General features: G+C 73.3%; 26 protein-coding genes. 11 read left to right on the top strand and 15 right to left on the bottom strand.

The annotated features are described in order from the left end of the window. Positions 1 to 38: 38 nt before the first annotated feature. Complete coding sequence (locus ACQEU6_RS16215; RefSeq protein WP_499332802.1) at positions 39 to 2,171, bottom strand: MMPL family transporter; 2,133 nt, start codon at positions 2,169 to 2,171, stop codon at positions 39 to 41. A gap of 153 nt (positions 2,172 to 2,324) precedes the next feature. Between ACQEU6_RS16215 and ACQEU6_RS16220 the strand changes: the two genes are divergently transcribed. Then, on the top strand, positions 2,325 to 2,663 hold the full coding sequence (locus tag ACQEU6_RS16220; RefSeq protein ID WP_499332804.1) for a cytidine deaminase-like protein: 339 nt from the start codon (positions 2,325 to 2,327) through the stop codon (positions 2,661 to 2,663). Positions 2,664 to 2,684: 21 nt separating this feature from the next. Here the strand turns inward: ACQEU6_RS16220 and ACQEU6_RS16225 are convergent, their stop codons facing one another. The 4 genes from ACQEU6_RS16225 to ACQEU6_RS16240 form a co-directional block, all read right to left on the bottom strand. Further along, positions 2,685 to 4,031, bottom strand: coding sequence for a hemolysin family protein (locus ACQEU6_RS16225; protein ID WP_499332807.1), 1,347 nt, complete (start codon positions 4,029 to 4,031; stop codon positions 2,685 to 2,687). Further along, the gene (gene ybeY / locus ACQEU6_RS16230; RefSeq protein WP_499332809.1) at positions 4,031 to 4,507 is read right to left on the bottom strand and encodes an rRNA maturation RNase YbeY; all 477 of its coding nucleotides are present in this window, start codon (positions 4,505 to 4,507) and stop codon (positions 4,031 to 4,033) included. The genes ACQEU6_RS16225 and ybeY overlap by 1 nt, the downstream gene beginning before the upstream one ends. Continuing rightward, positions 4,504 to 5,580 (bottom strand): PhoH family protein, encoded by a 1,077-nt coding sequence (locus ACQEU6_RS16235; protein WP_499332811.1) that lies wholly within the window; start codon positions 5,578 to 5,580, stop codon positions 4,504 to 4,506. Before ACQEU6_RS16235 ends, ybeY begins: the two co-directional genes overlap by 4 nt. Before the next feature lie 125 nt (positions 5,581 to 5,705). Further along, a complete protein-coding gene (locus tag ACQEU6_RS16240; RefSeq protein ID WP_499332813.1) occupies positions 5,706 to 6,050 on the bottom strand; it encodes a histidine triad nucleotide-binding protein in 345 nt (114 codons plus the stop codon). Between the two features lie 343 nt (positions 6,051 to 6,393). Between ACQEU6_RS16240 and ACQEU6_RS16245 the strand changes: the two genes are divergently transcribed. Together ACQEU6_RS16245 and ACQEU6_RS16250 are read left to right on the top strand one after the other, a co-directional pair. After that, a complete protein-coding gene (locus tag ACQEU6_RS16245) occupies positions 6,394 to 6,936 on the top strand; it encodes a SigE family RNA polymerase sigma factor (protein WP_499332816.1) in 543 nt (180 codons plus the stop codon). After that, the gene (locus tag ACQEU6_RS16250; protein ID WP_499332817.1) at positions 6,933 to 7,616 is read left to right on the top strand and encodes a hypothetical protein; all 684 of its coding nucleotides are present in this window, start codon (positions 6,933 to 6,935) and stop codon (positions 7,614 to 7,616) included. Before ACQEU6_RS16245 ends, ACQEU6_RS16250 begins: the two co-directional genes overlap by 4 nt. A gap of 23 nt (positions 7,617 to 7,639) precedes the next feature. Here ACQEU6_RS16250 and ACQEU6_RS16255 read toward each other — a convergent pair whose 3' ends face one another. The 3 genes from ACQEU6_RS16255 to hrcA all read right to left on the bottom strand — a co-directional run bounded on the left by ACQEU6_RS16255 (position 7,640) and on the right by hrcA (position 10,615). Beyond that, positions 7,640 to 8,371, bottom strand: coding sequence for a 16S rRNA (uracil(1498)-N(3))-methyltransferase (locus tag ACQEU6_RS16255; protein ID WP_499332818.1), 732 nt, complete (start codon positions 8,369 to 8,371; stop codon positions 7,640 to 7,642). 99 nt (positions 8,372 to 8,470) lie between these two features. After that, positions 8,471 to 9,604, bottom strand: coding sequence for a molecular chaperone DnaJ (dnaJ, locus tag ACQEU6_RS16260; protein WP_499332819.1), 1,134 nt, complete (start codon positions 9,602 to 9,604; stop codon positions 8,471 to 8,473). Then, on the bottom strand, positions 9,605 to 10,615 hold the full coding sequence (hrcA, locus tag ACQEU6_RS16265) for a heat-inducible transcriptional repressor HrcA (protein ID WP_499332821.1): 1,011 nt from the start codon (positions 10,613 to 10,615) through the stop codon (positions 9,605 to 9,607). A 204-nt stretch (positions 10,616 to 10,819) separates the two neighbouring features. Here hrcA and ACQEU6_RS16270 point away from each other — a divergent pair, with 204 nt between their 5' ends. Next, complete coding sequence (locus ACQEU6_RS16270; protein ID WP_499332822.1) at positions 10,820 to 11,644, top strand: DUF3097 domain-containing protein; 825 nt, start codon at positions 10,820 to 10,822, stop codon at positions 11,642 to 11,644. A gap of 41 nt (positions 11,645 to 11,685) precedes the next feature. Here the strand turns inward: ACQEU6_RS16270 and hemW are convergent, their stop codons facing one another. Together hemW and ACQEU6_RS16280 are read right to left on the bottom strand one after the other, a co-directional pair. Next, positions 11,686 to 12,894: a radical SAM family heme chaperone HemW gene (gene hemW, locus ACQEU6_RS16275; RefSeq protein ID WP_499332824.1), complete on the bottom strand. Its 1,209-nt coding sequence runs from the start codon at positions 12,892 to 12,894 to the stop codon at positions 11,686 to 11,688. Positions 12,895 to 12,947: 53 nt separating this feature from the next. Next, the gene (locus tag ACQEU6_RS16280) at positions 12,948 to 13,388 is read right to left on the bottom strand and encodes a hypothetical protein (RefSeq protein WP_499332826.1); all 441 of its coding nucleotides are present in this window, start codon (positions 13,386 to 13,388) and stop codon (positions 12,948 to 12,950) included. A gap of 170 nt (positions 13,389 to 13,558) precedes the next feature. On the opposite strand from ACQEU6_RS16280, the gene ACQEU6_RS16285 reads away from it, so the two are divergent. The 3 genes from ACQEU6_RS16285 to ACQEU6_RS16295 all read left to right on the top strand — a co-directional run bounded on the left by ACQEU6_RS16285 (position 13,559) and on the right by ACQEU6_RS16295 (position 16,623). Further along, on the top strand, positions 13,559 to 14,443 hold the full coding sequence (locus tag ACQEU6_RS16285; protein ID WP_499332827.1) for a hypothetical protein: 885 nt from the start codon (positions 13,559 to 13,561) through the stop codon (positions 14,441 to 14,443). Between the two features lie 92 nt (positions 14,444 to 14,535). Continuing rightward, positions 14,536 to 15,942, top strand: coding sequence for a hypothetical protein (locus ACQEU6_RS16290; protein ID WP_499332829.1), 1,407 nt, complete (start codon positions 14,536 to 14,538; stop codon positions 15,940 to 15,942). A 147-nt stretch (positions 15,943 to 16,089) separates the two neighbouring features. Further along, entirely contained in the window at positions 16,090 to 16,623 is a 534-nt protein-coding gene (locus ACQEU6_RS16295) for a DUF4870 domain-containing protein (RefSeq protein WP_499332831.1), read from the top strand. Between the two features lie 6 nt (positions 16,624 to 16,629). Here the strand turns inward: ACQEU6_RS16295 and lepA are convergent, their stop codons facing one another. Next, complete coding sequence (gene lepA, locus ACQEU6_RS16300; protein WP_499332832.1) at positions 16,630 to 18,471, bottom strand: translation elongation factor 4; 1,842 nt, start codon at positions 18,469 to 18,471, stop codon at positions 16,630 to 16,632. A gap of 241 nt (positions 18,472 to 18,712) precedes the next feature. Between lepA and rpsT the strand changes: the two genes are divergently transcribed. Both rpsT and ACQEU6_RS16310 read left to right on the top strand, forming a co-directional pair. Continuing rightward, on the top strand, positions 18,713 to 18,982 hold the full coding sequence (rpsT, locus tag ACQEU6_RS16305) for a 30S ribosomal protein S20 (protein WP_173393630.1): 270 nt from the start codon (positions 18,713 to 18,715) through the stop codon (positions 18,980 to 18,982). 41 nt (positions 18,983 to 19,023) lie between these two features. Next, complete coding sequence (locus tag ACQEU6_RS16310; protein ID WP_499332834.1) at positions 19,024 to 19,566, top strand: RNA 2'-phosphotransferase; 543 nt, start codon at positions 19,024 to 19,026, stop codon at positions 19,564 to 19,566. Here the strand turns inward: ACQEU6_RS16310 and ACQEU6_RS16315 are convergent. Continuing rightward, a complete protein-coding gene (locus ACQEU6_RS16315) occupies positions 19,514 to 20,035 on the bottom strand; it encodes a hypothetical protein (protein WP_499332835.1) in 522 nt (173 codons plus the stop codon). The two genes, ACQEU6_RS16310 and ACQEU6_RS16315, sit on opposite strands and share 53 nt — an antisense overlap. Positions 20,036 to 20,104: 69 nt before the next feature. Between ACQEU6_RS16315 and ACQEU6_RS16320 the strand changes: the two genes are divergently transcribed. Beyond that, on the top strand, positions 20,105 to 21,025 hold the full coding sequence (locus tag ACQEU6_RS16320; RefSeq protein WP_499332837.1) for a LysR family transcriptional regulator: 921 nt from the start codon (positions 20,105 to 20,107) through the stop codon (positions 21,023 to 21,025). Beyond that, complete coding sequence (locus tag ACQEU6_RS16325; protein WP_499332838.1) at positions 20,965 to 21,393, top strand: SRPBCC family protein; 429 nt, start codon at positions 20,965 to 20,967, stop codon at positions 21,391 to 21,393. The genes ACQEU6_RS16320 and ACQEU6_RS16325 overlap by 61 nt, the downstream gene beginning before the upstream one ends. Before the next feature lie 165 nt (positions 21,394 to 21,558). Here ACQEU6_RS16325 and holA read toward each other — a convergent pair whose 3' ends face one another. The 3 genes from holA to ACQEU6_RS16340 form a co-directional block, all read right to left on the bottom strand. Further along, complete coding sequence (holA, locus tag ACQEU6_RS16330) at positions 21,559 to 22,512, bottom strand: DNA polymerase III subunit delta (protein ID WP_499332839.1); 954 nt, start codon at positions 22,510 to 22,512, stop codon at positions 21,559 to 21,561. Between the two features lie 200 nt (positions 22,513 to 22,712). Further along, positions 22,713 to 24,770: a ComEC/Rec2 family competence protein gene (locus tag ACQEU6_RS16335; RefSeq protein WP_499332842.1), complete on the bottom strand. Its 2,058-nt coding sequence runs from the start codon at positions 24,768 to 24,770 to the stop codon at positions 22,713 to 22,715. 506 nt (positions 24,771 to 25,276) lie between these two features. Then, complete coding sequence (locus ACQEU6_RS16340) at positions 25,277 to 25,990, bottom strand: ComEA family DNA-binding protein (protein WP_499332844.1); 714 nt, start codon at positions 25,988 to 25,990, stop codon at positions 25,277 to 25,279. Between the last annotated feature and the right edge of the window lie 43 nt (positions 25,991 to 26,033).

The raw sequence follows: 26,033 nt of genomic DNA on the forward strand, positions 1-26,033 counted from the left end.
AACCGGGACATGTCGCCCGTCTGCGATCACTCCCCCGGTTACGCCCGGCTGGGCTCGGGACGGCGCTCGGCCGCCGGCGCGGGCGCCGCTCCGCCGTGCAGGTCGATCGTCGGCAGCACCCGGGCGAGCGGCCCCGGCAGCCACCAGTTCGCCCGCCCGAGCAGCGCCATCGTCGCCGGCACCAGCACCAGGCGCACGACCGTCGCGTCCAGCGCCACCGCGACCGCGAGCCCGACCCCCATCTGCTTGATCACCAGGCCGGGGTCGGCGGCGAAGCCGAGGAACACCGCCACCATGATCAGCGCGGCGCTGCTGATCACCCGGCCGGTCGCGGCGAGCCCGGTGGACACCGAGCCGCGCGCGTCGCCGTGCAGCAGCCATTCCTCCCGGACCCGCGAGAGCAGGAAGACCTCGTAGTCCATGGAGACGCCGAACAGGACGGCGAACATCAGCAGCAGGATGAACGACGACACCGGGACGCTGTGTGGGAGCCCGAGCAGCTCCGCGCCCCAGCCCCACTGGAACACGGCCGTGAGCACCCCGTACGCGGCGCCGATCGACAGCAGGTTCATCGCCGCGGCCTTCAGCGGCGCCAGCAGCGACCGGAACACGATCATCAGCATGACGAACGACGTCGCCACCACCACGCCGATCACGGGCCACAGCCGGTCCGACAGCACCCGGGACAGGTCCACGTAGATCGCCGTCAGCCCGGTGACCTCGGTGTCCGGCGGCAGCACGTCCGCCCGGATCCGGTCGACGAGGCCGGTCACCCGCTCGTCCTGCGGCCCGTAGTCCGGGGTGACCATGATCACCGCGGCGTCGCCGCGCGGGGAGGCCTGCGGCGGCGCGACGGACGCGACGCCCCTCGTGGCCTCCAGCCGGTCCCGCAGCCCCGGCAGGGCGGCCTCGTCGGTCCTGGTGAGGTCGACCGCGACGACCAGCGGGCCGTTGGCGCCCGGGCCGAAGCCGTCGGCGACCAGGTCGTAGGCCTGCCGGACGGTGTTGGACGCGGGCTCGCTGCTGGCGTCGCTCGGCCACGTCCGCATGCCGAGCGCCGGGGCGGCGAGGGTGAGCATCAGCGCCGCGGCGGCGAGCAGCCACGGCCACGGGTGCCGCCCGACGTGCACGGCCCACCGCCGCACCCGCGGCGACTCCACGGCGATCGCCGCGCCGGCGGCCCGGTCGCGGCGGCGCAGCACCCTGCGGCCGGCGAGGCCGAGCACGGCCGGCAGCAGCGTGACGGCGCTCATCACGGTCGCCGCGACGACGATGCCGGTGGTGAATCCCATCGTCATGAACACCGGGATCCGCGACAGCACCAGCCCGCACAGCGCCAGCAGCACCGTGAACCCCGCGAAGATCACCGACAGGCCCGCGGTCGCGATGGCGCGTCCCACCGCCTCGGGGACGTCGAGCCCCTCCGCGAGCCCCTCCCGGTGGCGGGTCAGGACGAACAGGGCGTAGTCGATCCCGACCCCGAGCCCGACCATGGTGGCGAGCGTCGGCGCGGTCGTGGCGACGTCGGTGACCGCGGCCACCAGCGTGATCCCGGACACGCCCACGCCGAGCCCGGCCAGCGCGACGGCGAGCGGCAGCCCGGCCGCCACCACCGACCCGAACGCCAGCAGCAGGATGACCAGGGCCGCCACGATCCCGATCGCCTCGGCGACGCCGCCGGGCGCGGTCACGTTCTCGGGGACCTGCCCGCCGAACTCCACCTGGTAGCCGGCGGCGTCCAGGTTCCGCGTCGCCGACCGCAACAGGTCGAGGGTCTCCTTGGGCCCGAGGTCGGTGACCGGCACCGAGTACCGGACGGTCATCAGCGCGGTCGCGCCGCCCCTGCCGAGCTGCGCCGGGTCGACGCCGCTCACGTGCGGCAGCCTGCGCAGCTCTCCCGCGGCCGCGTCCAGCCTCGCCTGGTCCACCCTCCCCGACTTCGCGTGCACCACGACCCGGGCGTCGGCCCCCGCCAGCGCGGGGAACCGCTCCTTCAGCAGGTCGGTGGCCTGCTGCGACCCCGTCCCGGCCAGCGTGTAGTCGTCGTGGAGGGCTCCCCCGGCGACGCCGGAGAGCCCGGCCATCGCGGCGACGAGCACCAGCCACACCACGATGAACCGCCAGGGCCGCAGAGCGGCGGCCCTCCCCAGGCGGTAGAGCAGACGGGACATCACTTCTCCCCCAGAACGGCGTTGTTCGACGCCCCCCAGGCTCGCGGGCCCCTCTTGCCGTCCACTTGCCGCCGACTTGCGGACCGCCGACCCCGGCTCGCGGACCGCCGAGCCGCCCGCCCCGCCCGCCCGCGATGCCCGTACGCTGGGGGCGTGAGCGAGCTGAACGCCGAGGACGCGAAGATCATCACCCTGGCCAGGTCGGCGCGGGCCCGCACGGGCGCCGCCGAGGGCGCCGCCGTGCGCGACGAGACGGGCCGCACCTACTCCGCCACGAGCGTGGACCTGCCGTCCCTGAAGCTCTCGGCGCTCAAGGTCGCCGTCGCGATGGCCGTCTCCAGCGGCGCCGAGGACCTGGAGGCCGCCGCCGTCGTCACCGCCGCCGAGGCGGCCGACCCCGCCGACGTCGCGGCCGTCCGCGACCTCGGCCCCAAGGCCCCGGTCCTGCTGGCCGGCCCCGACGGCGTCGTCCGCGACACCGTCCGCGGCTGACAGGCCCCGCGGCCGGGGCTCTCAGCGGGAGTGGTCCGAGGCCGCCCGGTCTCCGGCGTTCGCGGCCGGGGCGCCGAGCCGCCGCACCAGGACGGTGCCGACCCGGTTGCGGCGCCCGGCGATCGTCTCGGCCTTGAGGGACAGCACCGGGCCGGGCTCGCCGGTGGAGGCCTCGTTCGTGGCGACCTCGGCGGTGGAGCCCTCGATGGGGACGCGTCCGAGCGCGTGGGCGAGCAGGCCGCCGACCGTCTCGACCTCCTCGGCGTCGATCTCCACCTCGAACAGCTCGGCGAGGTCCTCGACGGGCAGGCGGGCGGTGACGCGGGCCGCGTCGCCGGAGAGCCAGGTCACCGGCGGGGTCTCCACGTCGTACTCGTCGGTGATCTCCCCGACGATCTCCTCCAGGATGTCCTCGATGGTGACCAGGCCGGCGGTGCCGCCGTACTCGTCGATGACGATCGCGACGTGGATCTGCCGGGCCTGCATCTCCCGCAGCAGCTCGTCGATCGGCTTGCTGTCGGGGACGTAGGTGGCGGGCCGCATGACCGAGTCGACCGTCTCGACCGACTCGCCCTCGCGGTGCTCCTGGCTGCGCCGCACGACGTCCTTCAGGTAGGCGATGCCGACGACGTCGTCCTCGTTCTCGCCGACCACGGGGATGCGGGAGAAGCCGCTGCGCAGCGCCAGCGACATCGCCTGCCGCAGGGTCTTGGTGCGCTCGACGAACACGATGTCGGTGCGCGGCACCATCACCTCGCGGACGAGGGTGTCGCCCAGCTCGAACACCGAGTGGATCATCTCCCGCTCGACCGGCTCGATCAGGCTGCGCTGCTCGGCGAGGTCGACCAGGTCGCGCAGCTCCGCCTCGGAGGCGAACGGGCCCTCCCGGAACCCCTTGCCGGGCGTGAGCGCGTTGCCGAGCAGGATCAGCAGCCGGGGCAGCGGCCCGAACACCCGCGTCACCGGGTGGATCACGGCGGCGCCCGCCAGCGCGATCCGGTCGGCGTGCTGGATGCCGAGGGTGCGCGGCCCCACTCCGATCACCACGTAGCTGACGACGATCATGACGGCGGCGGCGGTGACGTAGGCGCGCCACGTCTCGTCCAGCCAGGAGATGCACAGGTCGGCGACGATCACGGTGGCGACCAGTTCGCAGCCGATCCGCAGCAGCAGGACCATGTTGACGTAGCGGGCCGGGTCGGCGACGACCTCCGCCAGCCGCCTGGCGCCGCGGCGCCCCTCCCGGACGGCCTCCTCGACCGTGACGCGCGACACCCGGGCCAATGCCGTCTCGGTGCCGGCCAGCAGGCCGGCAAGGAAGACCAGGCCCACCGCCAGGGCGGACAGCCACGCCTGCGCCGTGCTCATCAACCGCCGCGTTTCTCCCGCCAGGAGGTGAGGAGCCCGGCCTGGAGGCCGAACATCTCCTTGTGCTCCTCCGGCTCGGCGTGGTCGTAGCCCAGGAGGTGCAGGATGCCGTGCGTGCACAGCAGCTCCAGCTCCTCCGCCGTGCTGTGCCCGGCCTCCCGCGCCTGCTTCTCGGCCACGGCGGGGCACAGCACGACGTCGCCGAGCAGCCCCGGGTCGGTCTCGCCGTCCTCGTCCGCGCCGCCGGACATGTGCCCCGGACGCAGCTCGTCCATGGGGAACGAGAGCACGTCGGTCGGGCCCGGCTCGTCCATCCACTTCTCGTGCAGCTCGGTCATCGCGTCCTCGTCGACCAGCAGCACCGACAGCTCGGCCAGCGGGTGGACGCGCATCCCGTCGAGGACGTGGCGGCACAGGTCGGCGATGGCCCTCTCGTCGACCTCGGCGCCCGACTCGTTCAGCACCTCGATGCTCACTGCCGCCCCCGCTTGCGGGGACCGCCGCGCGCCGCGCCCTGCTTGATCTGCGGGACCTGCTTCTCGTCGAACCGGTTGTAGGCGTCGACGATCTCGGTCACGAGCTTGTGCCGCACGACGTCGCGGCTGTCCAGCCGGGAGAAGTGGATGTCCTGGACGCCGTCCAGGATGTCCTGCACGATGCGCAGCCCGCTCAGCTGCCCGTTCGGCAGGTCGACCTGGGTGACGTCGCCGGTCACCACGACCTTCGACCCGAACCCGAGCCGGGTGAGGAACATCTTCATCTGCTCGGGCGAGGTGTTCTGCGCCTCGTCCAGGATGATGAACGAGTCGTTCAGGGTCCTGCCCCGCATGTACGCCAGCGGGGCGACCTCGATGGTGCCGGCGGCCATCAGGCGCGGGATCGAGTCGGGGTCGACCATGTCGTGCAGCGCGTCGTACAGCGGGCGCAGGTACGGGTCGATCTTCTCGTAGAGCGTTCCCGGCAGGAAGCCGAGCCGCTCGCCCGCCTCGACGGCCGGACGCGTCAGGATGATCCGGTTGACCTTCTTGTCCTGGAGGGCGCGGACGGCCTTGGCCATGGCCAGGTACGTCTTGCCGGTGCCGGCGGGGCCGATGCCGAACACGATCGTGTGCTTGTCGATCGCGTCGACGTACCGCCGCTGGTTCAGCGTCTTCGGGCGGATGGTCCGGCCCCGGCTGGACAGCACGTCCAGGGTGAGGACCTCCGCGGGCCGCGCGCCGCCCTCGCCGCGCAGCATCGCCAGGCTGCGCTCGACGGCGTCGGGGGTGAGCTGGGTGCCGCCCTTCAGCAGTTCGAGCATCTCGGTGAAGAGCCGGGAGACCAGGTCGGTCTCGTCCTGCGGGCCGGTCACGGTGATCTCGTTGCCGCGGACGTGGATGTCGATGTCGGCGCCGAACGCGTGCTCGATCGCGTGGAGCAACTCGTCCCGGGAGCCCAGCAGGCTCACCATCGAGTGGTCGTCCGGCACCACGATCTTGATCTGGGAGCGCGAGCCTGTCCGGTCGCCGCGCCCCGTGCGGGTTGCCCTCGCGTGAGTTGAATCGACCATCAGCCGGGCCTTGCGGCCTTTCGGACCTGCCTTCTGTCTGCTCCGGGTGTCCTGGTGTACCGGTTCCATCGTACCGGCGACCCCCGACACACCGCCGCCGCATTTTTCCCGCGCGGCGGCGCGGCTCAGCCGGGCGGCCAGTTCAGGCCACGCCCGCCCAGCACGTGGGCGTGGGCGTGGAACACCGTCTGGCCTGCCTGGGAGCCGGTGTTGAACACGACCCGGTAGCCCGTCTCGTCGATGCCCTCGTCGACGGCGACCTGGTGGGACTCGCGCACCAGCTCGGCGAGCAGCTCGGCGTCGGAGGCGGCCAGCTCACCGACCGTCGGGTGGTGGTCCCGCGGGATGACCAGCACGTGCGTCGGCGCCTGCGGGTTGATGTCGCGGAACGCCACCGTCCCCGCCGACTCGCGGACGATCGTGGCGGGCACGTCCCCGGAAACGATCTTGCAGAACAGGCAGTCGGTCATCGGTCTCCCCTCGCGGCGGTCCCCGGCGCGTCCGGTGATCCTATCGGGGCCGGCCCCGGCATGGATCGACCGCCCGCGCCGGACGGGTTTTCATCGATCGACTCCCCGTAGCGGTCGGCACGACGGCCCGTCACTGGCTAAGGTTGTCAGCTCAGGCGTAACCCCCTGGTTCGCAAGGCGTTGCGGCACATCTCGCCCCGGCGGGAACGCCCGGATCACGTCGGTCGGACGCGACCGTCCGAATGGGCGGCGGGGGGCCGGCAAAGGCGGCGGATAGGTGACCGAGGCAAACCAGGACATGCCCTTTCGTAAACCGAGCGACGAGGGTGCGCGTCCAACTGACGTGACCGAGACCCTCGTGGCCAGGGGCGCGGCGGGCGCGGTGGCCGCCGCCTGGGACGCCGATCAGGCGGTGACCGCCCTCTACAGCGCCAACTACCGTTCGCTGGTGCGCCTGGCGGCGATGCTCGTCCGGGACGCGGGGACGGCCGAGGAGGTCGTGCAGGACGCGTTCGTCGCGATGCACGGCGGCTGGCGCCGCCTGCGCGACCCGGACAAGGCCCTGTCGTACCTGCGCCAGTCGGTGGTCAACCGGTCGCGATCGGTGCTCCGGCACCGCGCCGTCGTCGAGAAGTACGCCCCCAAGGGCCTGCCCGACGCGCCGAGCGCGGAAGCCGGGGCCATCGGGGAGCTGGAACGCTCGGCGGTGATCGACGCGCTGTCCCGGCTCCCCGCCCGCCAGCGGGAGGCGCTCGTCCTTCGCTACTACGCCGATCTGTCCGAAGCGGAGATCGCTAGCGCGATGGGCATCTCCCGCGGCGCCGTGAAGAGTCATACGGCGCGCGGCATGACCGCGCTACGCAACGTCCTGGAGCAGTTCTCATGACCACCGACCCCCACGACGAGCACGGCGAGATCCTCCGCCGCGCCCTGCACGCGGAGGCGGACTCGGTCAACCCCGCGGGCGACGGCCTGGAGCGCATCCGGGCCCGCGTCGCCGACGGCCGGCGCCGCCGGTTCGGCCTCGGACGCCTCGGCCCGGCGCGCTTCGGGTTCGACCGCTTCACCGTGAACTGGGCGCGCCCCCTCCTCGCCGTGGCCGCCGCCGTGCTGATCGCCGGGCTGGGCGTGACGGCGCCGCAGACGATCGACCTGATCCAGCAGTCGGTCGGCAACAGCAGCCAGTCGGGCGACGGGGGCGACGACAACGCCGGCGACCGCACCGGCCCGGGGATCGACCCCCAGTTCCCGGTCCCGTCGTCGCCGGGCGGCAGCACGTCCGGCGAGCCGAGCACCTCGGAGACGCCGAGCACCAGTTCCTCGCCGGGGCTGTCGTCGTGCCGCATCCCCTCGCCGGGGGCCTCCGCGGCGGGCGCGACCGCCACGTCGGCGCCGCCGACCACGCCGTGCCCGAGCGAGACCCCGACGCACGCGCCGCCCACCACGCCGGCGCCGCCCACCTCGACGACGCCCGAGCCGCCGACCAAGCCGACCGAGCAGCCGACGCCGACGGAGACGAGCGAGCCCGCGAAGACCACCGAGCAGGGCGCCGCCAGCACGCCGTGACCGGCGCCGGCCGGGCCCCGGCGCTACCAGCGGCCGGTGGCGGCCAGCAGCACGCTGGCCGCCGCGACGCCCGCCGTCGAGGTGCGCAGGACGGTCGGGCCGAGCCGCGCGGGCCGCCCGCCCGCGACGGCGAAGCGTTCCAGCTCGTCCTCGCTGATCCCGCCCTCGGGGCCGACCACGAGGACGATGTCGCCCCGCGCGGGCGGCTCCACGGCGCTCAGCGGCGCCTCGGCCTCCTCGTGCAGGACCAGGGCCAGGGACGCGCCGGCGATCCGCTCGGCGACGTCCTCGGTGGTCTCCAGGTCCGCCACCTCGGGCAGCCGGCTGCGCCGCGCCTGCTTGCCCGCCTCGCGGGCGGTCGCGCGCCAGCGGCCGAGGGCCTTGTCGCGGCGCTCCGGGCGCCAGCGGGTGACGCAGCGGGACGCCGACCACGGGACGATCCCGTCCACGCCGACCTCGGTCATGGTCTCGACCGCGAGCTCGCCCCGGTCGCCCTTCGGGAGGGCCTGGACGACCACGAGCCGGGGCGCGGGAGGGGGCTGCCGGTGCCGGGCCAGCACGTCCAGCGTCAGGGACGCCCGGTCGGCCTCGGCGACGACGCACTCGGCCAGCAGGCCCTCGCCGTCGGTCAGGTCGACCCGCTCCCCCTGCCGCAGCCGCCGCACGGCCGCCGCGTGCCGGCCCTCCGGCCCGTCCAGCAGGACGCGGTCGCGCTCCAGCGCGCCCGTCCCGGCGAGAAAGACCGGCGGGCTCACCCGAGCCGCCCAAGTGCGGCCGAACCGACGCCGCTCATCGCTGCCACCTGCTCCTCATTCGCCGCGGCGGCCCTCCTGGTAGGCCGCCGCCACCGCGCTTCAGTGCTGGTTGAAGACGTCCTTGAGACGGGAGAACACGCCGCGCTGCCCCGGGGCGAACCTGCCGGGCGGGCGCTCCTCGCCGCGCAGCACCGAGAGCCGCCGCAGCAGCTCCTCCTGCTCCTCGTCGAGCCGGTTCGGCGTCTCCACGTTGACGTGGATCATCAGGTCGCCGCGACCGCTCTCGTTGAGGTGCCGGACGCCCCGGTTGTAGAGCGTGATCACCTGCCCCGACTGCGTGCCGGGCTTGATGTCGACGCTCTCGGCGGCGTCCAGCGTCTCGATGGTGACGCTGGTCCCGAGCGCCGCCGCCGTCATCGGGATCTCGACCGTGCAGTGCAGGTCGTCGCCCTCCCGCTCGAAGATCGGGTGCGGCTTCTCCACGATCTCCAGGAACAGGTCGCCGGGCGGGCCGCCGCCCGGACCGACCTCGCCCTCGCCGGCGAGCTGGATGTGGATGCCGTTCTCCACGCCGGCCGGGATCTTGACCTTGACGGTGCGCCGGGTGCGGACCCGGCCGTCGCCGGAGCACTCGGTGCACGGGTTGCGGATCACCGAGCCGAAGCCGCCGCACGCCGGGCACGGTCGCGCCGTCATGACCTGGCCGAGGAACGAGCGCTGGACCTGCTGCACCTCGCCGCGGCCGTGGCACGTCTCACACGTGTCCGGGTGGGTGCCGGGCGCGCAGCCCGAGCCCTCGCAGGTCGCGCAGGCGACCGCCGTGTCGATGGACAGCTCCCGGGTGGTGCCGAACGCGGTCTCGGCGAGGTCGAGCTCGACCCGCAGCGTCGCGTTGCGGCCGCGCCGGGCGCGCGACCGGGGGCCCCGCGCCGTCGACGTGCCGAAGAAGGCGTCCATGATGTCGCTGAACGGGAACCCGGCGCCGCCGAACCCGCCGGCGCCCGCCCCGCCCGCGGACGCGAACGGGTCCGCGCCGAGGTCGTACATCTCGCGCTTCTTGGGGTCGGAGAGCACCTCGTAGGCCTGGGTGATCTCCTTGAACCGCTCCTGGGTCTCCGGATCCGGGTTGACGTCCGGGTGGAGTTCCCGCGCGAGCCGGCGGTAGGCCTTCTTGACCTCGTCGGCGCTGGCGTCCCGCCGGACGCCCAGGGTCGCGTAGTAGTCGTTCGCCACTTACGACCCCGCCAGGATCTGTCCCACGTAGCGTGCCACTGCCCGTACCGCTCCCATCGTGCTGGGGTAATCCATGCGTGTCGGCCCGAGCACTCCCAGCCGGGCCAGAGTGAGGTCGCCCACCCCGTAGTCGGCGGCGACGACCGAGGTCGACTTGAGCCCCAGGTCGGGGTTCTCGGTGCCGATCCGCACCGTAACTGTAGAGGAGTCGCCGGTCTCGCCGAGCAGCCGCATGAGGATCACCTGCTCCTCCAGCGCCACCAGCACCTCCCGCAGGCTCTGCGAGAAGTCCACGGCGGCGAGGTTGGCCGCCCCGGCGAAGACGATCTTCTCCTCGTGCTTCTCGACGAGCGTCTCCAGCAGCACCGACAGCACCGCCGCCGCGACCGGCCGCTCGTCCGGGCCCACCCTGTCGGGCAGGTCCGCCACGGCCGCCGGGACCTCCCCGAGGCCGAGCCCGTCCAGGCACGTGTTGAGCAACGCCCGCAGATGGCCGATCGATTCCTCGGAGATCTGCCCGGTCTCGATGACGCGCTGCTCCACCCGGCCGGTGTTGGTGATCAGGACGAGCAGCAGCCGCCCCTCCGCCACCGGCACCAGCTCCACGTGCCGCACCGCCGAACGGGTCAGCGACGGGTACTGCACCACCGCGACCTGCCGGGTCAGCTGCGCGAGCAGCCGCACCGTCCGGCCGACGACGTCGTCGAGGTCGTAGGCCCCGGACAGGAACGTCTCGATGGCGCGGCGCTCGGCGACCGACAGCGGCTTGATCGTGGACAGCCGGTCGACGAACAGCCGGTAGCCCTTGTCGGTAGGGACGCGTCCCGCGCTGGTGTGGGGCTGGGCGATGTAGCCCTGCTCCTCCAGCACCGCCATGTCGTTGCGGATGGTCGCGGGCGAGACCCCGAGGTTGTGCCGGTCGGCCAGCGCCTTGGAGCCCACCGGCTCGTTGGTGGAGACGTAGTCCTCGACGATGGCGCGCAGGACCGCGAGCTTCCGGTCGTCCAGCACGGTGTCACCTCCTTCGTCCGGCCGGTCCGTGCTACTGGCACTCCTTGCTTTCGAGTGCCAAGTCTACGGCCCGGAAGGCTCGGCTGGAGCGCCCCCGCACTCTCCGCATGGCTGCGCGATCCTATCCGGCCGGGAAACCCGCGCCACGCCGAGGAACGCGGGGCGGCGCCGTCCGGGCGCCCGGCCCGGTTAATGTGCGGATCTGTGCGGAGTAAGAACTACGGAAACGACGTACTGGCCGGCGACTGGCGCAGGCCCCGCAAGGGCCGGATCCCCGAGGTGCCCGCCGAGCCGGGCCTGGTCGCCGAGGATCCCGACAGCGGTTTCTGCGGCGCCGTGGTCGGCTGCGACAAGTTCGGCGTCACCCTGGAGGACCGGTTCGGCAGGCACCGCGTGTTCCCGCTGACCAAGTCCGGGTTCCTCATCGACGGCAGGCCGGTCACCCTCGTCCGGCCGGCCGCCGCGCCCGCGGGCCCCGCGCGGTCCGCCTCGGGCTCGATCGCCGTCCAGGGGCTGCGGGCGCAGGTCGCCAAGGAGAGCCGCATCTACGTGGAGGGCCTCCACGACGCCGAGCTGGTCGAGAAGATCTGGGGCCACGACCTGCGCGTCGAGGGCGTCGTCGTCGAGTACCTCGAAGGCGTGGACGACCTGCCCGCCATCGTCGAGGAGTTCGCCCCCGAGGAGGAACGGCGGCTCGGCGTCCTGGTCGACCATCTCGTCGAGGGGTCCAAGGAGTCGAGGATCGCCGCCCGGGTCGCCTCCCCGCACGTCCTCGTCGCCGGCCACCCGTTCATCGACATCTGGGAGGCCGTCAAGCCCGCGGCCGTCGGCATCCGCGCCTGGCCCCGCATCCCCCGCGGCGTCCCCTGGAAGGAGGGCGTGATCGCCGAACTCGGCTGGGGCGACGACACGGGCGCCGCCTGGAAACGCATCCTCGGCTCCGTCAGCACCTACACCGACCTGGAACCCGTCCTCCTCGGCCGCGTGGAAGAACTCATCGACTTCGTGACTGCGCCTTCCCAGGGGTAGCGCCCCCTGGAACCCCCCGTCACGGGCCGGGCCGGCGCAGGTCAGGTGAGGGCTCGGACCACTGCGTCGGCCAGGAGGCGGCCTTTGAGGGTGAGGACGGCACGGCCCTGCTCGTAGGGGGCGGGCTCGATCAGGCCGTCGTCCATCGACGTGCGGGCGGCCTCGTCGTCCAGGAGGTGGGTGGGGCAGCCCTGGGCCAGGCGCAGTTCCAGCATGACGCGTTCGATGTGCCGGTCCTCGGCGGTGAGGACCTCCCGGGCGTGGGCGGGGGTGGTGCCCTCGGCGAGGCGGGCGGCGTAGGCGGCGGGGTGCTTGACGTTCCACCAGCGCGTGCCGCCCACGTGGCTGTGGGCTCCCGGGCCGACGCCCCACCAGTCGGCGGCCGTCCAGTAGAGCATGTTGTGCCGGCAGGCGGCGCGCGGGTCGGCGGCCCAGTTGGAGATCTCGTACCAGTGCAGTCCGTGGCCGCTGAGCAGCTCGTCGGCGATCAGGTACCGGTCGGCCATGGCGTCGTCGTCGGGGGCGGTCAGCTCGCCGCGCCTCACCTGCGCCGCCAGGCGGGTGCCCTCCTCGACGATGAGCGCGTAGGCGGACACGTGGTCGGGCTCCGCCGCCAGCGCCGCCTCCAGGGAGCCCCTCCAGTCGTCGTCGGTCTCCCCCGGCGTGCCGTAGATGAGGTCGAGGTTGATGTGCTCGAAGCCCGCCTTGCGGGTCCACTCGACGACCTGCGGGACGCGTCCGGGCGTGTGCGTGCGTTCCAGGACGGCCAGGACGTGCTCGCGCGCGCTCTGCATGCCGTACGAGACGCGCGTGAATCCGGCTTCGCGGAGCTTGCCGATGTACGCCTCGTCCACCGACTCGGGATTGGCCTCGGTGGTGACCTCCGCGCCTGGGGCGAGCCCGAACTCGGCGTCGATCGCGGACAGGACGCGGCCCAGGTCGTCCGGTGGGAGGAGGGTCGGCGTGCCGCCGCCCACGAAGACGGTCTCCACGGGCAGGTCCGCGTCCCCGAGCACTCGCCGGGCCATCCGGACCTCGCGGATCGCGGTGTCGGCGTAGGAGTCGCGGCTCGCTCCCGGGCCGAGCTCCGTCGCCGTGTAGGTGTTGAAGTCGCAGTACCCGCACCGGGTCACGCAGAACGGCACGTGCACGTAGAACGCGAACGGGCGCTTTCCCAGGCCGTGCAGGGCGGTGTCGGGCAGCGCACCGTCGGCCGGTACGGGATCGCCGTCAGGAAGCGTCGAGGGCACAGTCCAAGTCTGCCGCGCTCCGCCGCCTGCTTCGACCGGGCCTCTCCCGCCGGTCAGGCGTCTCCGAGCTTGTCGCGGAGCCAGTCGGGGGTGTGCTCGGCCGCGCGGGGGTAGCGGTCGAGGTCCTGGACGTAGGCGGACGGGGCCAGCGGCGGGCTGAAGTCGGGCTCGCCGTCGTAGTCGAACTCGGCGCTGAAGTGGCCGGAGCGCTCGACCTGGAGGCGCGCGGTGAACCAGGCGCCCTTGTCGGACCGGTACATGGCGCGGCGGAGTTCGTCCATCTTCCCGACGGCCTGGCCCGGGGGCAGGGCCGTGCGGCACTCCCCGTCGGGGCCCTCGACCTCGAAGGAGGCGCTGTCGATGCCGACCGTCGCGCGGAACTCGAAGTCGAGCCGCCGCCAGCCCGCGGGGGCGGCCGAACGCAGCGCGCGGACGGCGCCGTTCACCGTCTCCCGTTCCTTCTCGGAACGCAGAACCTGCTCGGGGTGGGTCACGCTGCCTCCGCGAGGTCGGCCGGGTTCGGTTGATCAAGGCACCGTACCCGTCCGACCGTACCGGCATCGGCGCCCGCGCCGGGCGGCCGCCGCCGTGTCGCGGCCGACCGGCGCGACTTCGGTCGCCGACCGCCTGAAGAGCCGCAACGAATACGGATAAGGTCGTCCGGATGCGAAATGAGGGTGCGACCGGCCGGGGACGCGTTCCCGCCCGGGTGCTGCTGCGCGGCGAGCCGGACGGCTGGCATTGGGTGCTGGTGGACGACGCGGGCGCCGAGCGGCGCGCGGACTTCGCCGGCGCGGGGACGCGCTGGTCCGCGGGCGGCCGGACCGACCCGGAGCCGGCGTGGTGGCGCCGCAGGCTCGCCGAGACGGCCGACGGGCTGCGGGACGCGGTCGCCGAGCGGCTGACCGACGCGACGTTCCGCGAGTTCGGCGCCGAGGCGGCGATCACCTGGTTCGCGGTCGCCGAGCCCGTCGAGTGGGAGGGCATCGTCACCCTCCGCGAGGCCGACCCGGCGCGCTTCCCCGGCCGCGTGCCGCCGTTCGTGGTCACCCTGGAACCGGGGCGCGGTGCGCTGCTGCCGGACGCGAGCCTGCTGTTCTCCACCCGCGCCGCGGACGCCTGGGCGACCCTCGCCGCGATCGCGGAGCGCTGCGGCACCCTCCCGCCGAAGTCGTCGTTCCTGTGCGGATGGACCGGGCACCGCAGCGTCCGGGTCGGGCGCGGGGCGCTGGCGCTGTCCACCGGCCGGGGCGAGGACGGCGTCGAGCGGCTCGCGCAGATCTGCGGGACGCGGGCGCCCGGCTGGAGCGGCAACCCCGAGATGCGGTTCCGGCTCGACGGCGTCGACCTGCTCGACGAGCCCGCCGGCGACGTCGTCGCGCTGCTGGGGGAACTCGACCACGAGATCGTCAGGCGCGGCGGCTCCGTCCGGCTGCCGGCCTCCGGGCTCACGCTGCACGCGCCCGACGGGTCGGACGAGGCGGAGCGGTTCACCGGTGTGTCCCTGGGGGTGCCGGCGGCGCTGTCGCCGCTGTGGGCCGGTTCCTGACGCCCGCCGATCCCCGGCGCACACGGAGCCGACACCCACGGGGGACCGCGCCGTCACCGGAACGCAACCGCGGCCGCCTAGGTTCCCCGATCATGAGAAGCCGCGCGCGCCATGCCGTGCTCGCCGTGACCGCCTCAGCCCTCGCCGGCGCTCCCCTCGCCCTCACCGCCGCCCCCGCCACCGCCGCCGGGCCGCCCGGCACGATCAACGTCCATCGCGGCAGCCCCGCCCGGTCGCTGCCGTTCACCGCCCGCCGCGGCGGGGAGGCGGTGATCTCCTTCACCGCGTCCGCGCCGGGCGTCTCCTGGGTCCGCGCGGGCGCCGAGTCGGCCGTCGTGTCGATCGCCGTCGACGGGCGCCATGCGACCGACCTCGTCGTCCCCACGTCCGATCCGGTTCCCCGCAGCCTCGGGCTCGGGCACGTCCGGAAGGGGCGCCACGAGGTGACCCTGCGGTTCGCCAAGGGCAGCGCGCCCGCCGCACGCCGCGTCACGCTCCGGCGCCCCGCGGTCCGCATGCCGGAGGCGGGCGCGCTCGCCCTGCGCCACGCGCCCGTCGTCGTCGGGCGGACGGGCTGGCCGTTCGGCGACCCGTACCAGAACGCGACCACCGACACCCCGCTGGTCGCCTGGCACGAGACCCGTCCCGCCGCCGCCCCCGGCCACAAGATCATCGAGTACTCGGTGGTGTGGAGCAACGAGGACGGCGGCACCGACACGCCCGCGCTGATGGCCCGCTGGGGCCGGACCACCGACATCGAGTGGATCTACCGGGTCGAGGTCGACGCGTCCGGACGGCGTGTGGACGGCACCGCCGTCTACCAGGCGCCGATGCACCTGACCCTGAAGTTCACGGGCCGCTACGAAGGCGACCACCCCGTCCTGCAGACCTGCACCCAGAACAACAACATGTGCGACGTGATCTCGCCCGACGCGCCCCTGCGCTTCCTGCCGGACGCCACCGGGACGCGGCCGGACGGCCGGGCCCGCGAGGTCGTCATGGACCGGGAACCGTGGACCTACCGGATCGCCGCCCAGGAGATGGTCCGCGAAGGGAAGATCGAGAAGCCGTCCGATCCGGCGACGCGCGAGGTCGGCGACCAGCGGACGTACCTGTTCGTGGAGTTCGCCAAGACGACGGGGACCGCGACCGGGTCCGGGTCGGTGCCCGGGGTCGCGCTCGGGGTGCGGCTGAAGTCCGACCCGTCCCGGCTGTACCGCTCCGACCACGACGAGCCGACCTGGTCGATCGACCGCGACGGCGCCGTCGCCACCACCGTCGAACTCCCGGAGGGGACCACGGTCTCCGACATCGCGGGCATCGAGGCCCTCCGCCGTCCCACCGGAAGCGGGGACGACGGCGCTCCGGCCACGGTGACGTCCATCAACCGCGGCTTCTTCCTGGACGATTCGTTCCTGCCGCGGCCCTCGTCGGTCGAGTGGAAGGGCTCGGTCACGCTCACGCCGGCGAACCCGTCCGCCGTCCTCTGGCGCCCCTGAGGCACCACCCGGCACCGCAAGCGGGCCCGTGGCGGAAATCGGCCACGGGCCCCTGTTCACAGGGAACCCGGACGAACTCCACGCGCGTCCAAGGAGTCATACACTTCGCCAATAACTTGCATAGCGACCCCGGAGAGGACGTCCACGATGGCCTACGGGCACCCCCCGTCGCCCGGCCAGGGACAGCAGCCCCAGTGGCAGCAGCAACAGCCCCCCTGGCAGCAGCCCGGCAACGCCTGGCAGCAGCCACAGCAACCCCAGGGCGGCATGGGCTGGCAGCAGCAGCCGCCGCCGGGCGAGAACAACTTCCAGGGCGGAAACAACACCGCCCAGATACCCGGACACTTCGGCCCCGTCACCGATGACGAGAAGACGTGGTCGCTGATGGCGTACGTGGGGCAGTTCCTCGTCGGCGCGATCGCCCCGGCCGTCGTCTACCTCGGCAAGGCCCGCTCGCCGTTCGTGCGCAAGCACGCCGCGCAGGGCCTCAACATGGGCATCGCCGCCATCGCCGTGTGGTTCGTCTTCGGGCTGCTGTCGCTGGTGGCCGACTTCCTCATCTGGGTGCCGCTGCTCTTCACGGCCGTGGAGATGTTCTTCCTGGTGTACGCGGGCAGGGCCGCCAACCGCGGCGAGTTCCGGCGCGTGCCGTCCCCGGTGGCCTGGCCCCTGCTGAAGTAGCGGCGGCTACTTCTTGCCTCTGTCGGCGTCGCCGCCCCCGGTCGAGAGGGCGGCGACGAAGGCCTCCTGCGGGACGTCCACCCGCCCGATGGTCTTCATCCGCTTCTTGCCCTCCTTCTGCTTCTCCAGCAGTTTGCGCTTGCGGGAGATGTCGCCGCCGTAGCACTTGGCGAGGACGTCCTTGCGGATGGCGCGGATGTTCTCGCGGGCGATGATGCGGGCCCCGACCGCGGCCTGGATCGGCACCTCGTACTGCTGCCGCGGGATCAGCTCCTTGAGCTTGGCCGTCATCATCAGGCCGTACTCGCGGGACTTGTCCTTGTGCACGATCTGGCTGAAGGCGTCCACCGACTCGCCCTGCAGCAGGATGTCGACCTTCACCAGGTCGGACTCCTGCTCGCCGCTGGGCTCGTAGTCGAGCGAGGCGTACCCGCGCGTCTTCGACTTCAGCTGGTCGAAGAAGTCGAAGATGATCTCGGCGAGCGGCAGCGTGTAGCGGATCTCGACGCGGTCCTCCGACAGGTAGTCCATGCCGAGCAGCACGCCGCGGCGGCCCTGGCACAGCTCCATGATCGCGCCGATGTGGTCGGACGGGGACAGCAGCGTCGCCTTCACCACCGGCTCGTACACCGTCCCGATCTTGCCCTCGGGGAACTCGCTGGGGTTGGTGACGATGTGCTCCGTGCCGTCCTCCATCACGACCCGGTACACCACGTTCGGCGCGGTCGAGATCAGCGACAGGTCGAACTCGCGCTCCAGCCGCTCACGGACGATCTCCATGTGCAGCAGGCCGAGGAAGCCGCAGCGGAACCCGAACCCGAGCGCCGCCGACGTCTCCGGCTCGTAGACCAGCGCGGCGTCGTTCAGCCGCAGCTTGTCGAGCGCGTCGCGCAGCTCGGGGTACTGGTCGCCGTCCATCGGGTACAGGCCGGAGAACACCATCGGCTTCGGGTCGCGGTAGCCGCCGAGCGCCACGGGCGCCTGCCGGGACGCGCCGGTCACGGTGTCGCCGACGCGCGCCTGCCGGACGTCCTTCACCCCGGTGATCAGGTAGCCGACCTCGCCGACGCCGAGACCCTGCACGGGTTTGGGCTCCGGGGAGATCACGCCGACCTCCAGGGTCTCGTGCGCGGCCCCGGTCGACATCATCAGGCTCTTCTCGCGCCGCGACAGGCGCCCGTCCATGATCCGGACATAGGTGACGACGCCCCGGTAGGTGTCGTACACCGAGTCGAAGATCAGCGCCCGCGCGGGGCCGTCGGGGTCCCCGACCGGCGCCGGCACCTCCTGGACGATCTTGTCGAGCAGCTCGCGGACGCCCTCGCCCGTCTTGCCCGACACGCGCATGACGTCCGAGGGGTCGCAGCCGATGATCCCGGCCAGCTCCTCGGCGTACTTCTCCGGCTGCGCCGCCGGAAGGTCGATCTTGTTGAGGACGGGGATCAGGTGCAGGTCGGCTTCGAGCGCCAGGTAGAGGTTGGCGAGCGTCTGGGCCTCGATGCCCTGCGCCGCGTCCACCAGCAGCACCGCGCCCTCGCACGCCGCGAGCGACCGCGAGACCTCGTAGGAGAAGTCGACGTGGCCGGGGGTGTCGATCAGGTTGAGGACGTGGTCGACGCCGCCGGACGTCCACGGCAGCCGGACCGCCTGGCTCTTGATCGTGATGCCGCGCTCGCGCTCGATGTCCATGCGGTCGAGGTACTGGGCGCGCATCTGGCGCTCCTCGACCACTCCGGTCAGCTGCAGCATCCGGTCCGCGAGGGTCGACTTGCCGTGGTCGATGTGCGCGATGATGCAGAAGTTGCGGATGATCGCGGGATCGGTCTTGACAGGCTGGGGCGCTGGCACCGGGGTCCGTTCGCAATGCTCACAGGTGGACAGGGATCTGTGCCTCCCATAGTCCCATGACCGGCGCGATGCTCCGTGCACGGTCCGGTTTGGGACGGGCCCCGGGGATTGGTAGGCTGTGCGACTGCGTGTGGCGTAGCGTCGTGCCCCGGGGGCACCGTCCCGCCCCCGTTCAGACATTTCGTCAGCGCCTGCCGATACGCGCAGGCCCAGGATCGCGACCAAGCTGAGGCTCTACGACGTGGCTAACATCAAGTCCCAGATCAAGCGCAACAAGCAGAACGAGAAGGCCCGCCTGCGCAACAAGGCCGTCAAGTCCGAGCTGAAGACGGCGATCCGCAAGTTCCGCGAGGCCGCCGAGGCCGGCAACGTGGACGACGCCGTCGCCGCGCAGCGGTTCGCCGCGCGCAAGCTGGACAAGGCCGTCAGCAAGGGCGTCATCCACAAGAACCAGGCCGCCAACCGCAAGTCGGCGATCGCCAAGCAGGCCGCCGCCCTGCAGGCCAAGTAGGAGCCGCACGCCCGGGGCCGGCCGCGCGCCGGCCCCGACGCATGTCCATGGACGAGCGCCGCGCGGTCAAGATCTCCAAGTATCTCGCCAAGCACCTGCGGCACCGCCCCGAGCGGATCGGCCTCACGCTCGATCCCGAGGGATGGGCCGACGTCGCCGACCTGCTCTCGGCCGCCGCGGCCCACGGGTTCGCGCTCACCCGAGCCGACCTCGAACACGTGGTGGCGGTCAACGACAAGAAGCGCTACGAGCTCGCCGGGGACCGCATCCGGGCCGTCCAGGGCCACACGGTGCCGGTCTCGTTGAACCTGCCGGTGACGCCCCCGCCGAAACTGCTGTTCCACGGCACCGTGCGCCGTTCCGTCGACCCCATCCTGCGGGAGGGGCTGCTTCCCATGGGGCGGCACGCCGTCCACCTGTCGCCCGACCGCGAGACGGCCCGGCGCGTCGGCGCGCGGCGCGGCGCCCCCGTCGTGCTGACCGTGCGGGCCGGCCGGATGGCGGCCGCCGGTCACGAGTTCCGCGTCAGCGCTAACGGCGTGTGGCTGGTCGACGCGGTTCCGCCGGAATATCTGAGCGAATGAGCTCCGCGGCGGCCCAGTCGGGGACGTGCCGCACCCAGTCGGGCCCCTCCTTCGGCCCGAACAGGTACCGGTAGGGGACGATCTCGCGGATGGCGCGGTGCACGTCCAGCCGGTCGTCGATCATGTGGGTGATCCCGAGTTCCGCGCAGTGCCGCGCCTTGTCCTGCCGCTTCCGGCAGAACCGCACGTTGCCCCGCGGCAGGCCGGTCCGCTCGTAGAAGTCATGCCGGTCGAGCCAGGCCAGCGTCCTCTCCCGCACCCGGTCCCCGCACTTGGAGATGATCCACGCCCGTCCCCCGAACGCCTCGACCAGGCCGGGCAGGACCTCGTAGACGCCGTCCGTCGCGGGAGACGCGAGGGCTTCCTCGAAACCGCCGTCGAGGAACGCGGTGTCGTCGTCGCCGGGAGCCCGGAGCCCCCCATGGATGACCCGGCCGAAATCAACGCCGAGCCGCGATTCGATGTTCATCCCCCCACCCTCGGCCCAGGCACCCTAAAACAGAACTATTAATGACCCTCCTGGCTATAGCCTGTGATTATGGATGTGAGCCGCCTGTCCACGGACGCGCTCGCCTCGTTCGCGGTCTTCGCCGACCACCTCAACTTCACCCGCGCCGCCGAGGCGCTCCACATCTCCCAGCCCGCCCTCCACGTCAAGGTGCAGAAGCTCGGCGACGCCCTGGGCCGCCCCCTCTACACCCGGCACGGGCGCCGCCTGGCCCTCACCCCCGCCGGCGAGCAGGTCGCCCGCTTCGCCCGCGACCTCGACGCCCGCATGGCGGCGTTCCTCGCCGACGTCCACGGCACGTCGCCCTCCCGCGTCCCGGCCCTGGCGGCGGGCGAGGGCGCCTACCTCTACCTCCTCGGCGACGCCGTCCGCCCCGGAATCCGCCTGGTCAACGGCGACCGCGCCCGCACCCTCGCCGCCGTCCGCACCGGCCGCGCCGACCTGGGCGTCGCCGTCCTCGACGTGCTGCCCGCCGACATCACCGCCGTCCCGCTGGCGTCCTACCCCCAGACGCTCGTCATGCCGGACGACCACCCCCTCGCCGCGCGGCCGCGCCTCGCCCTCGCCGACCTCGCCGGCGCCTCCCTCGTCGTCCCGCCTCCCGAGGGCCCGCACCGCATCACCCTCGAACGCGCCCTGCGCGCCGCAGAGGTGCCCTGGTCCCTGGCCGTCGAGGCCGCGGGCTGGCCCCTGATGCTGCACTTCGCGTCCCTCGGCGTCGGCCTCGCCGTCGTCAACGGCTGCGTCCCGCCTCCCCCGGGGCTGACGGCACGCGAGATCGTCGACCTGCCCGCCGTCCCCTACTACGCTCTCCACCTGCCGGACAGGGCCGACGACCCCCTCGTCACCGATCTCCTGACCGCCGTCCGCGCATCGCTGAGGAGCGCCCCGTGCACTTCGAGATCTCCGTCGACATCGACGCCCCGCCCGCGACCGTCTGGAGCCTCCTGAAGGACGTCGAACGCTGGCCCGACATGACCGCCTCGATGGACCGCGTGGAACTCCTGGACGAGCCCTTCGCCCTCGGCAGCCGGGCGCGCGTCCACCAGCCGAAGCTCCCCGCGACCGTCTGGACCGTCACCGCCTTCGACGAGAACGGCGACTTCACCTGGGAGTCCCGCTCCACCGGAGTCACCACGACCGGGGGCCACGAGATCGTCCCCACCCCCGGCGGCGGATGCACCGTCCGCCTCACGCTCGACCAGAAAGGCCCCCTGGCCCCCGTCCTCGCCCTCCTGGCCGGCCGCCTCACCCGCCGCTACGTGACCATGGAGGCAGAAGGCCTGAAGGCCAAGGCCGAACAGAACCCCGCCCCCTGAGAACACCCGCAAAGCAGCCAGGCACCACCCACCGACAACACCCTCCTTTCAGCCAGGTCGCCCGGGTGTATCTGGAGCCGGGTGTACCTGGAGCCGGGTGTACCTGGAGCCGGGTGTACCTGGAGCCGGGGTGTACCTGGTCGGTGGCGGGGGCGGAGTGGTGGGTCAGTTGCGGGCGGCGACGATTCGGGCGACGGTCTTCTCCAGGGCGTACGCCGGGTCTGCGGCGCCGCCCTTGACCTCCGCGTCGGCCTCCGCGACGGCGGTGAGCGCCCGCGCGACCCCGTCGCCGGACCACCCCCGCAGCTGCCTCTGCACCCGATCGATCTTCCACGGCGGCATGCCCAGGTCCTTGGCCAGTGCCGCTCCCCGCGCGCCCCGGGGCGCGCCGCCGACCTTCGCCAATCCGCGCACGCCCTGGGCGAGCGCGCTCACGATCAGCACGGGCGCCACACCCGTCGCGAGGGCCCACCGGAGCTGCTCCAGGGCCTCGGCGAGCTGGCCTTCGATCGCCTTGTCCGCCACGGTGAACCCGCTGACCTCGGCGCGCCCCCGGTAGTAGCGGGCGATGGCCGCATCGTCGATCTTGCCGCCGGTGTCGGAGACGAGCTGGCTGCAGGCCGCCGCCAGCTCGCGCAGGTCGTTGCCGACGGCCTCGATCAGCCCCCGCGCGCCGTCCGCCGAGATCTTCCCGCCCGCCCTGCGGATCTCGGCCCGGACGAAGTCGACCCGCTCGCCGGCCTTGGTGACCTTCGGGCATGCGATCTTTCGCGCGCCGAGCTTGGTCAGCCCCTCCACCAGGGCCTTCCCCTTGGCGCCCCCGGGGTGGACGGCGACGAGCACCACGTCCTCCGCAGGGGCCTTGGCGTACTTCAGCACCTCGGCCGTCAGGTCCTTGCCCAGGTCCTGCGCCGACCGCAGCACGAGCACCTTCCCGCCGCCGAACAGCGAGGGCGAGGTCAGCTCCGAGATGCGACCGGGCTCCAGCGCACCGGGCGCCAGATCGATGACCTCGGTGTCCGGGTCCCCTGCCCGCACGGACGCGACGACGTCCCCGATCGCCCGCTCCACGAGCAGCTCTTCATCACCGACGACCAGAACGATGGACTCAACCGACACCCCTGCAGCATGCCACGCCCCAGCCACCCCGCGCCCCCATCCACCGCCTTCCAAGCCCCCACCGCGGGCGTGGACGAGGTGGGTGCGGCGGCCGAGGCGGGCGGCGCCGCTGCCGGGACTGCCGGATGCGCCCGGCGGAACCCTCAAGGCCTCGCCCCGGAGTCATCGTGGTCGGTCGGGCTCCTGCGGTGGAGGAGAGGTCAGTGGCGGGGGACGGTCGTCAGGCCGGATCGGGTGCGGGCTATGGCTATGTCGCCCTCCTTGTCGGTGCGGTGGGTCTGGGTGTGGAGGCGGTGCAGGAGGGCGAGGGTGGTGGTGGACGGGTGGCCGTAGTCGTTGTCGGCGCCGACCGAGATCAGGGCGATGGACGCGTGGGCGGCTGCCAGGAAGGCGGGGTCCTGACTGCGTGAGCCGTGGTGGGGGACCTTCAGCACCTGGACGTGGGGGACGCTCGCTGCCAGGGCGCGTTGTGCCTCCAGTTCCACGTCGCCGGCCAGAAGGGCGCTGAAGCCCGGTCTGCGGGCGACGAGCACCACGCTCGCGTTGTTGATCGTGGTGCCGTCGTCCGCCGGTGACAGGGCGGGGGCGGTGGTGAGCGGGGCGAGGACGGAGAGGGTGAGGTCTCCGACGCGCCACTGCTGGCCGGTCGCGGCGGGGTCGATGCGGAGGCCGGACGCATGGCGCGCCTCGCGGCCCGAGGTGCGGGGCGTGATCAGCACCTCGCGGACGGTGCGGCCGTGGCGGACGCCGGAGATGCCGTTGATGTGGTCCGCGTGCGGGTGGGTCAGGACGAGGAGCGGGACGGCGGTGACGCCGAGGCGGTGAAGGCAGCGGTCGACCGGGGTGGGGTCGGGGCCCGCGTCCACGACGACGGCCTGGCCCGACCCGGCGGACAGAGCCAGGGCGTCGCCCTGGCCGACGTCGCAGGCGACCATCTGCCATCCGGGTGGCGGCCATGAAGGCGCCACGACGCGCAGGGCGATGACACCGACGAGGACGCCGGTCAAGGCTGCGGCCGCGATGAGGCGGAGGCGGTGGCTGCGCAGGACCAGGGCCGCTGCTCCGGCTCCTAGGAGAAGCGTGGTGGCGCCTAATGCGCCGCTTGCCCAGGGGATCGTCGCGTAGGGCAGCGAGGAGGCGGTTCGGGCGATCCAGATGATCCAGCCGACGGCCAGGCCTGCGGGCCACACGATCAGGCGGGCGAGCGGCGGGGAGAGGAGCGCGGTGACCGCGGCGAGGGCGCCCAGGAGGGTGGCGGGAGCGACGGCCGGGGCCGCGAGCAGATTCGCGAACACGGAGACGACGCCGATCTCTCCGGACAGCATCACCAGGACGGGCGCGACGGCCACCTGGGCGGCGGCCGCGACCGCGATGGCGGCCGCGAGCGGGCCCGGCATCCGGCGGGCGAGCCGTTCGCGCCAGGGCGGGGCCAGGACGAGCAGGCCCGCCGTCGCGAGGACGGACAGCGCGAACCCGTAGGAGCGCGCGAGTTCCGGGTCGATGAGGACGAGGAGCAGCACCGCCGCGGCCAGTGCGGGGATGCCTTGGCGCTGCCGTCCGGTGAACAGCGCCAGGAGGCCGATCAGGCCCATGACGGTCGCGCGGAGGACGCTCGGCTCCGGACGGGCGACGACCACGAACGCGCACACCGCGAGGACGGCGACGGGCGGGGCTCGGCGGCGCCCGAGACCGGCGAGGCGGCACAGCCCGAGGACCGCCCCGGTGACGATCGCCAGGTTCGCGCCGGAGACCACGAGGAGGTGGGTGAGCCCGGCGACCCTGAACTCCTCCGCGAGTTCCGGGTCGAGGCGCGAGGTGTCGCCGACGACCATGCCCGGAAGCACCGCGCGTTCGTCGGGCGGAAGCCGCGCCACGGCGGCTCGCAGCCGCGCCCGCACGTGCTCCGCGGCGCGCTGGATCGTGGACGGCGGGCCGAGGACGGTCGGCGGCCCGCGCACGATCACGACCGCGGCGAGCAGGTCGGGGCCCCGGGGCGGCACGAAGCGCCCGCGCAGGCGCACGCGCTGGCTGGGGATCGACCGGAGCCAGCGGGGGTCCGCGGCGATCAGGAGCACCGGGACGCGGACCTCGGTCCCCTGCACGGCCTCCGCGCGGGCGCGGATGATGATCATCGGTCGGCCGTTCCCGGGCCGTGCCTGCGGGTCCCCGGTCACCACGGCCTCGGCCGTCGCCGACCGCCCTGCCCGGGCCAGATCCCGTACGGGCCCCGTCGCGACGGCCGTGGTCCGCAGCGCCACCCCGCAGGCCGACGCCGCGGCACACGCCAGAGCCGCGCCGGCGAGAAGCCGCCACGCCTCCCTTGATCGGCGCGAGACGCCGCCGTCCGAGCGCCGCGCGACAGGTACGAGCCGCCTGAGGAAGCGGTGACGCCGACTGCCGCCCCCGCGCCTGGCGACACCCGTGTCCAGGCGAGGCGCGGCCGCGGACGGTGGGCTGGGGAGGCGGCCGTGCTGGTCACCTTTCGCGGGTCGGGCGTCCCTTGGGGGGCGCGTGGTGGCGGGTGGCTCGGGGTGTGGGTCTACCGGGTGCCGCGCGGCACCACTGTCTGCGTGAGGGCGCGTTTGCCGCTCAGGGGATGAGGGGTCTGCGGGTGCCGGTGGTGGGCGGTGAGTGCTCAGGAGGTAGAGGGCTGTGGCGGCGGCGGTCGCGGCCAGGCCGTAGATGAGCGGCCGGGGCAGGCCCAGGGTCGCGACGGCGGTCAGCCAGGTGGCGAGGGCCGGGATCAGGAGGCGCAGGTCGTGCGTCATACGCGAACCGATTTCTTCAGGTCCGCGAAGCGGTGGGAGCCGATGCCGCTGACGTCCTGGAGTTGCTCGACGGAGCGGAAGCCGCCGTGCTGCGTGCGGTAGGCGACGATGCGCTGGGCGAGGACGGGGCCGACGCCGGGGAGGTCGTCCAGCTGGTCGGGGGTGGCCGCGTTGAGATCGAGCGGGGTGCCGGGCGCGCCCGGGGCGGTCGCGGCCGCTCCGCCGGGCGGTGGTGGCGGCGGAGTCGGCGCGCGGATGCCGACCGGGATCTGCTCGCCGTCGACCAGGGGGCGGGCCAGGTTGAGGGCGCCCGTCTTCGCGCCCGGAAGGACTCCGCCCGCGGCCTTGATGGCTTCGGTGACCCGGGAGCCGGGCGGCAGGGTGACCACGCCCGGGTGCTCGACCCTGCCGAGGACGTGGACGACCACCGGGGAGGACGTCGCGGCGGCCGGGCCGGCCGACAGGGTGGGGCGCGGTTCGCTGAGGGAGACGGCCGCCGCGGGTGCGGCCGGCTGGGGGCGCGGGCGGGCGAGCCAGAGGTAGCCGACGGCCACCAGGGCGGCGAGCACGCCGACGAGGACGAGCATGCGGACGTGGGAGCGGTCGGGCGCCGCGCGTAACCGGGCGGCGGGCGGCGCGTCCGCCGAGGCGGCGGACGGCTTCCAGCGGCCCGTGAGGGCGTGCAGGCGGTCTTCCGTGTCGGGTCTCATGAAGCCCGACGTTAGGGAGACCGGTCAGGCGGGCGTGCGGGGT

Source organism: Spirillospora sp. CA-108201, assembly GCF_050936235.1.
Lineage (GTDB): Bacteria > Actinomycetota > Actinomycetes > Streptosporangiales > Streptosporangiaceae > Spirillospora.

Excerpts from the sequence above, each read along its gene's own strand:
- ACQEU6_RS16215 (WP_499332802.1), bottom strand. The coding sequence starts at position 2,171 with ATGTCCCGTCTGCTCTACCGCCTGGGGAGGGCCGCCGCTCTGCGGCCC.
- ACQEU6_RS16225 (WP_499332807.1), bottom strand. The coding sequence starts at position 4,031 with ATGAGCACGGCGCAGGCGTGGCTGTCCGCCCTGGCGGTGGGCCTGGTC.
- ACQEU6_RS16235 (WP_499332811.1), bottom strand. The coding sequence starts at position 5,580 with ATGGTCGATTCAACTCACGCGAGGGCAACCCGCACGGGGCGCGGCGAC.
- ACQEU6_RS16240 (WP_499332813.1), bottom strand. The coding sequence starts at position 6,050 with ATGACCGACTGCCTGTTCTGCAAGATCGTTTCCGGGGACGTGCCCGCC.
- ACQEU6_RS16250 (WP_499332817.1), top strand. The coding sequence starts at position 6,933 with ATGACCACCGACCCCCACGACGAGCACGGCGAGATCCTCCGCCGCGCC.
- ACQEU6_RS16285 (WP_499332827.1), top strand. The coding sequence starts at position 13,559 with ATGCGAAATGAGGGTGCGACCGGCCGGGGACGCGTTCCCGCCCGGGTG.
- ACQEU6_RS16290 (WP_499332829.1), top strand. The coding sequence starts at position 14,536 with ATGAGAAGCCGCGCGCGCCATGCCGTGCTCGCCGTGACCGCCTCAGCC.
- ACQEU6_RS16295 (WP_499332831.1), top strand. The coding sequence starts at position 16,090 with ATGGCCTACGGGCACCCCCCGTCGCCCGGCCAGGGACAGCAGCCCCAG.
- ACQEU6_RS16310 (WP_499332834.1), top strand. The coding sequence starts at position 19,024 with ATGTCCATGGACGAGCGCCGCGCGGTCAAGATCTCCAAGTATCTCGCC.
- ACQEU6_RS16315 (WP_499332835.1), bottom strand. The coding sequence starts at position 20,035 with ATGAACATCGAATCGCGGCTCGGCGTTGATTTCGGCCGGGTCATCCAT.
- ACQEU6_RS16320 (WP_499332837.1), top strand. The coding sequence starts at position 20,105 with ATGGATGTGAGCCGCCTGTCCACGGACGCGCTCGCCTCGTTCGCGGTC.
- ACQEU6_RS16340 (WP_499332844.1), bottom strand. The coding sequence starts at position 25,990 with ATGAGACCCGACACGGAAGACCGCCTGCACGCCCTCACGGGCCGCTGG.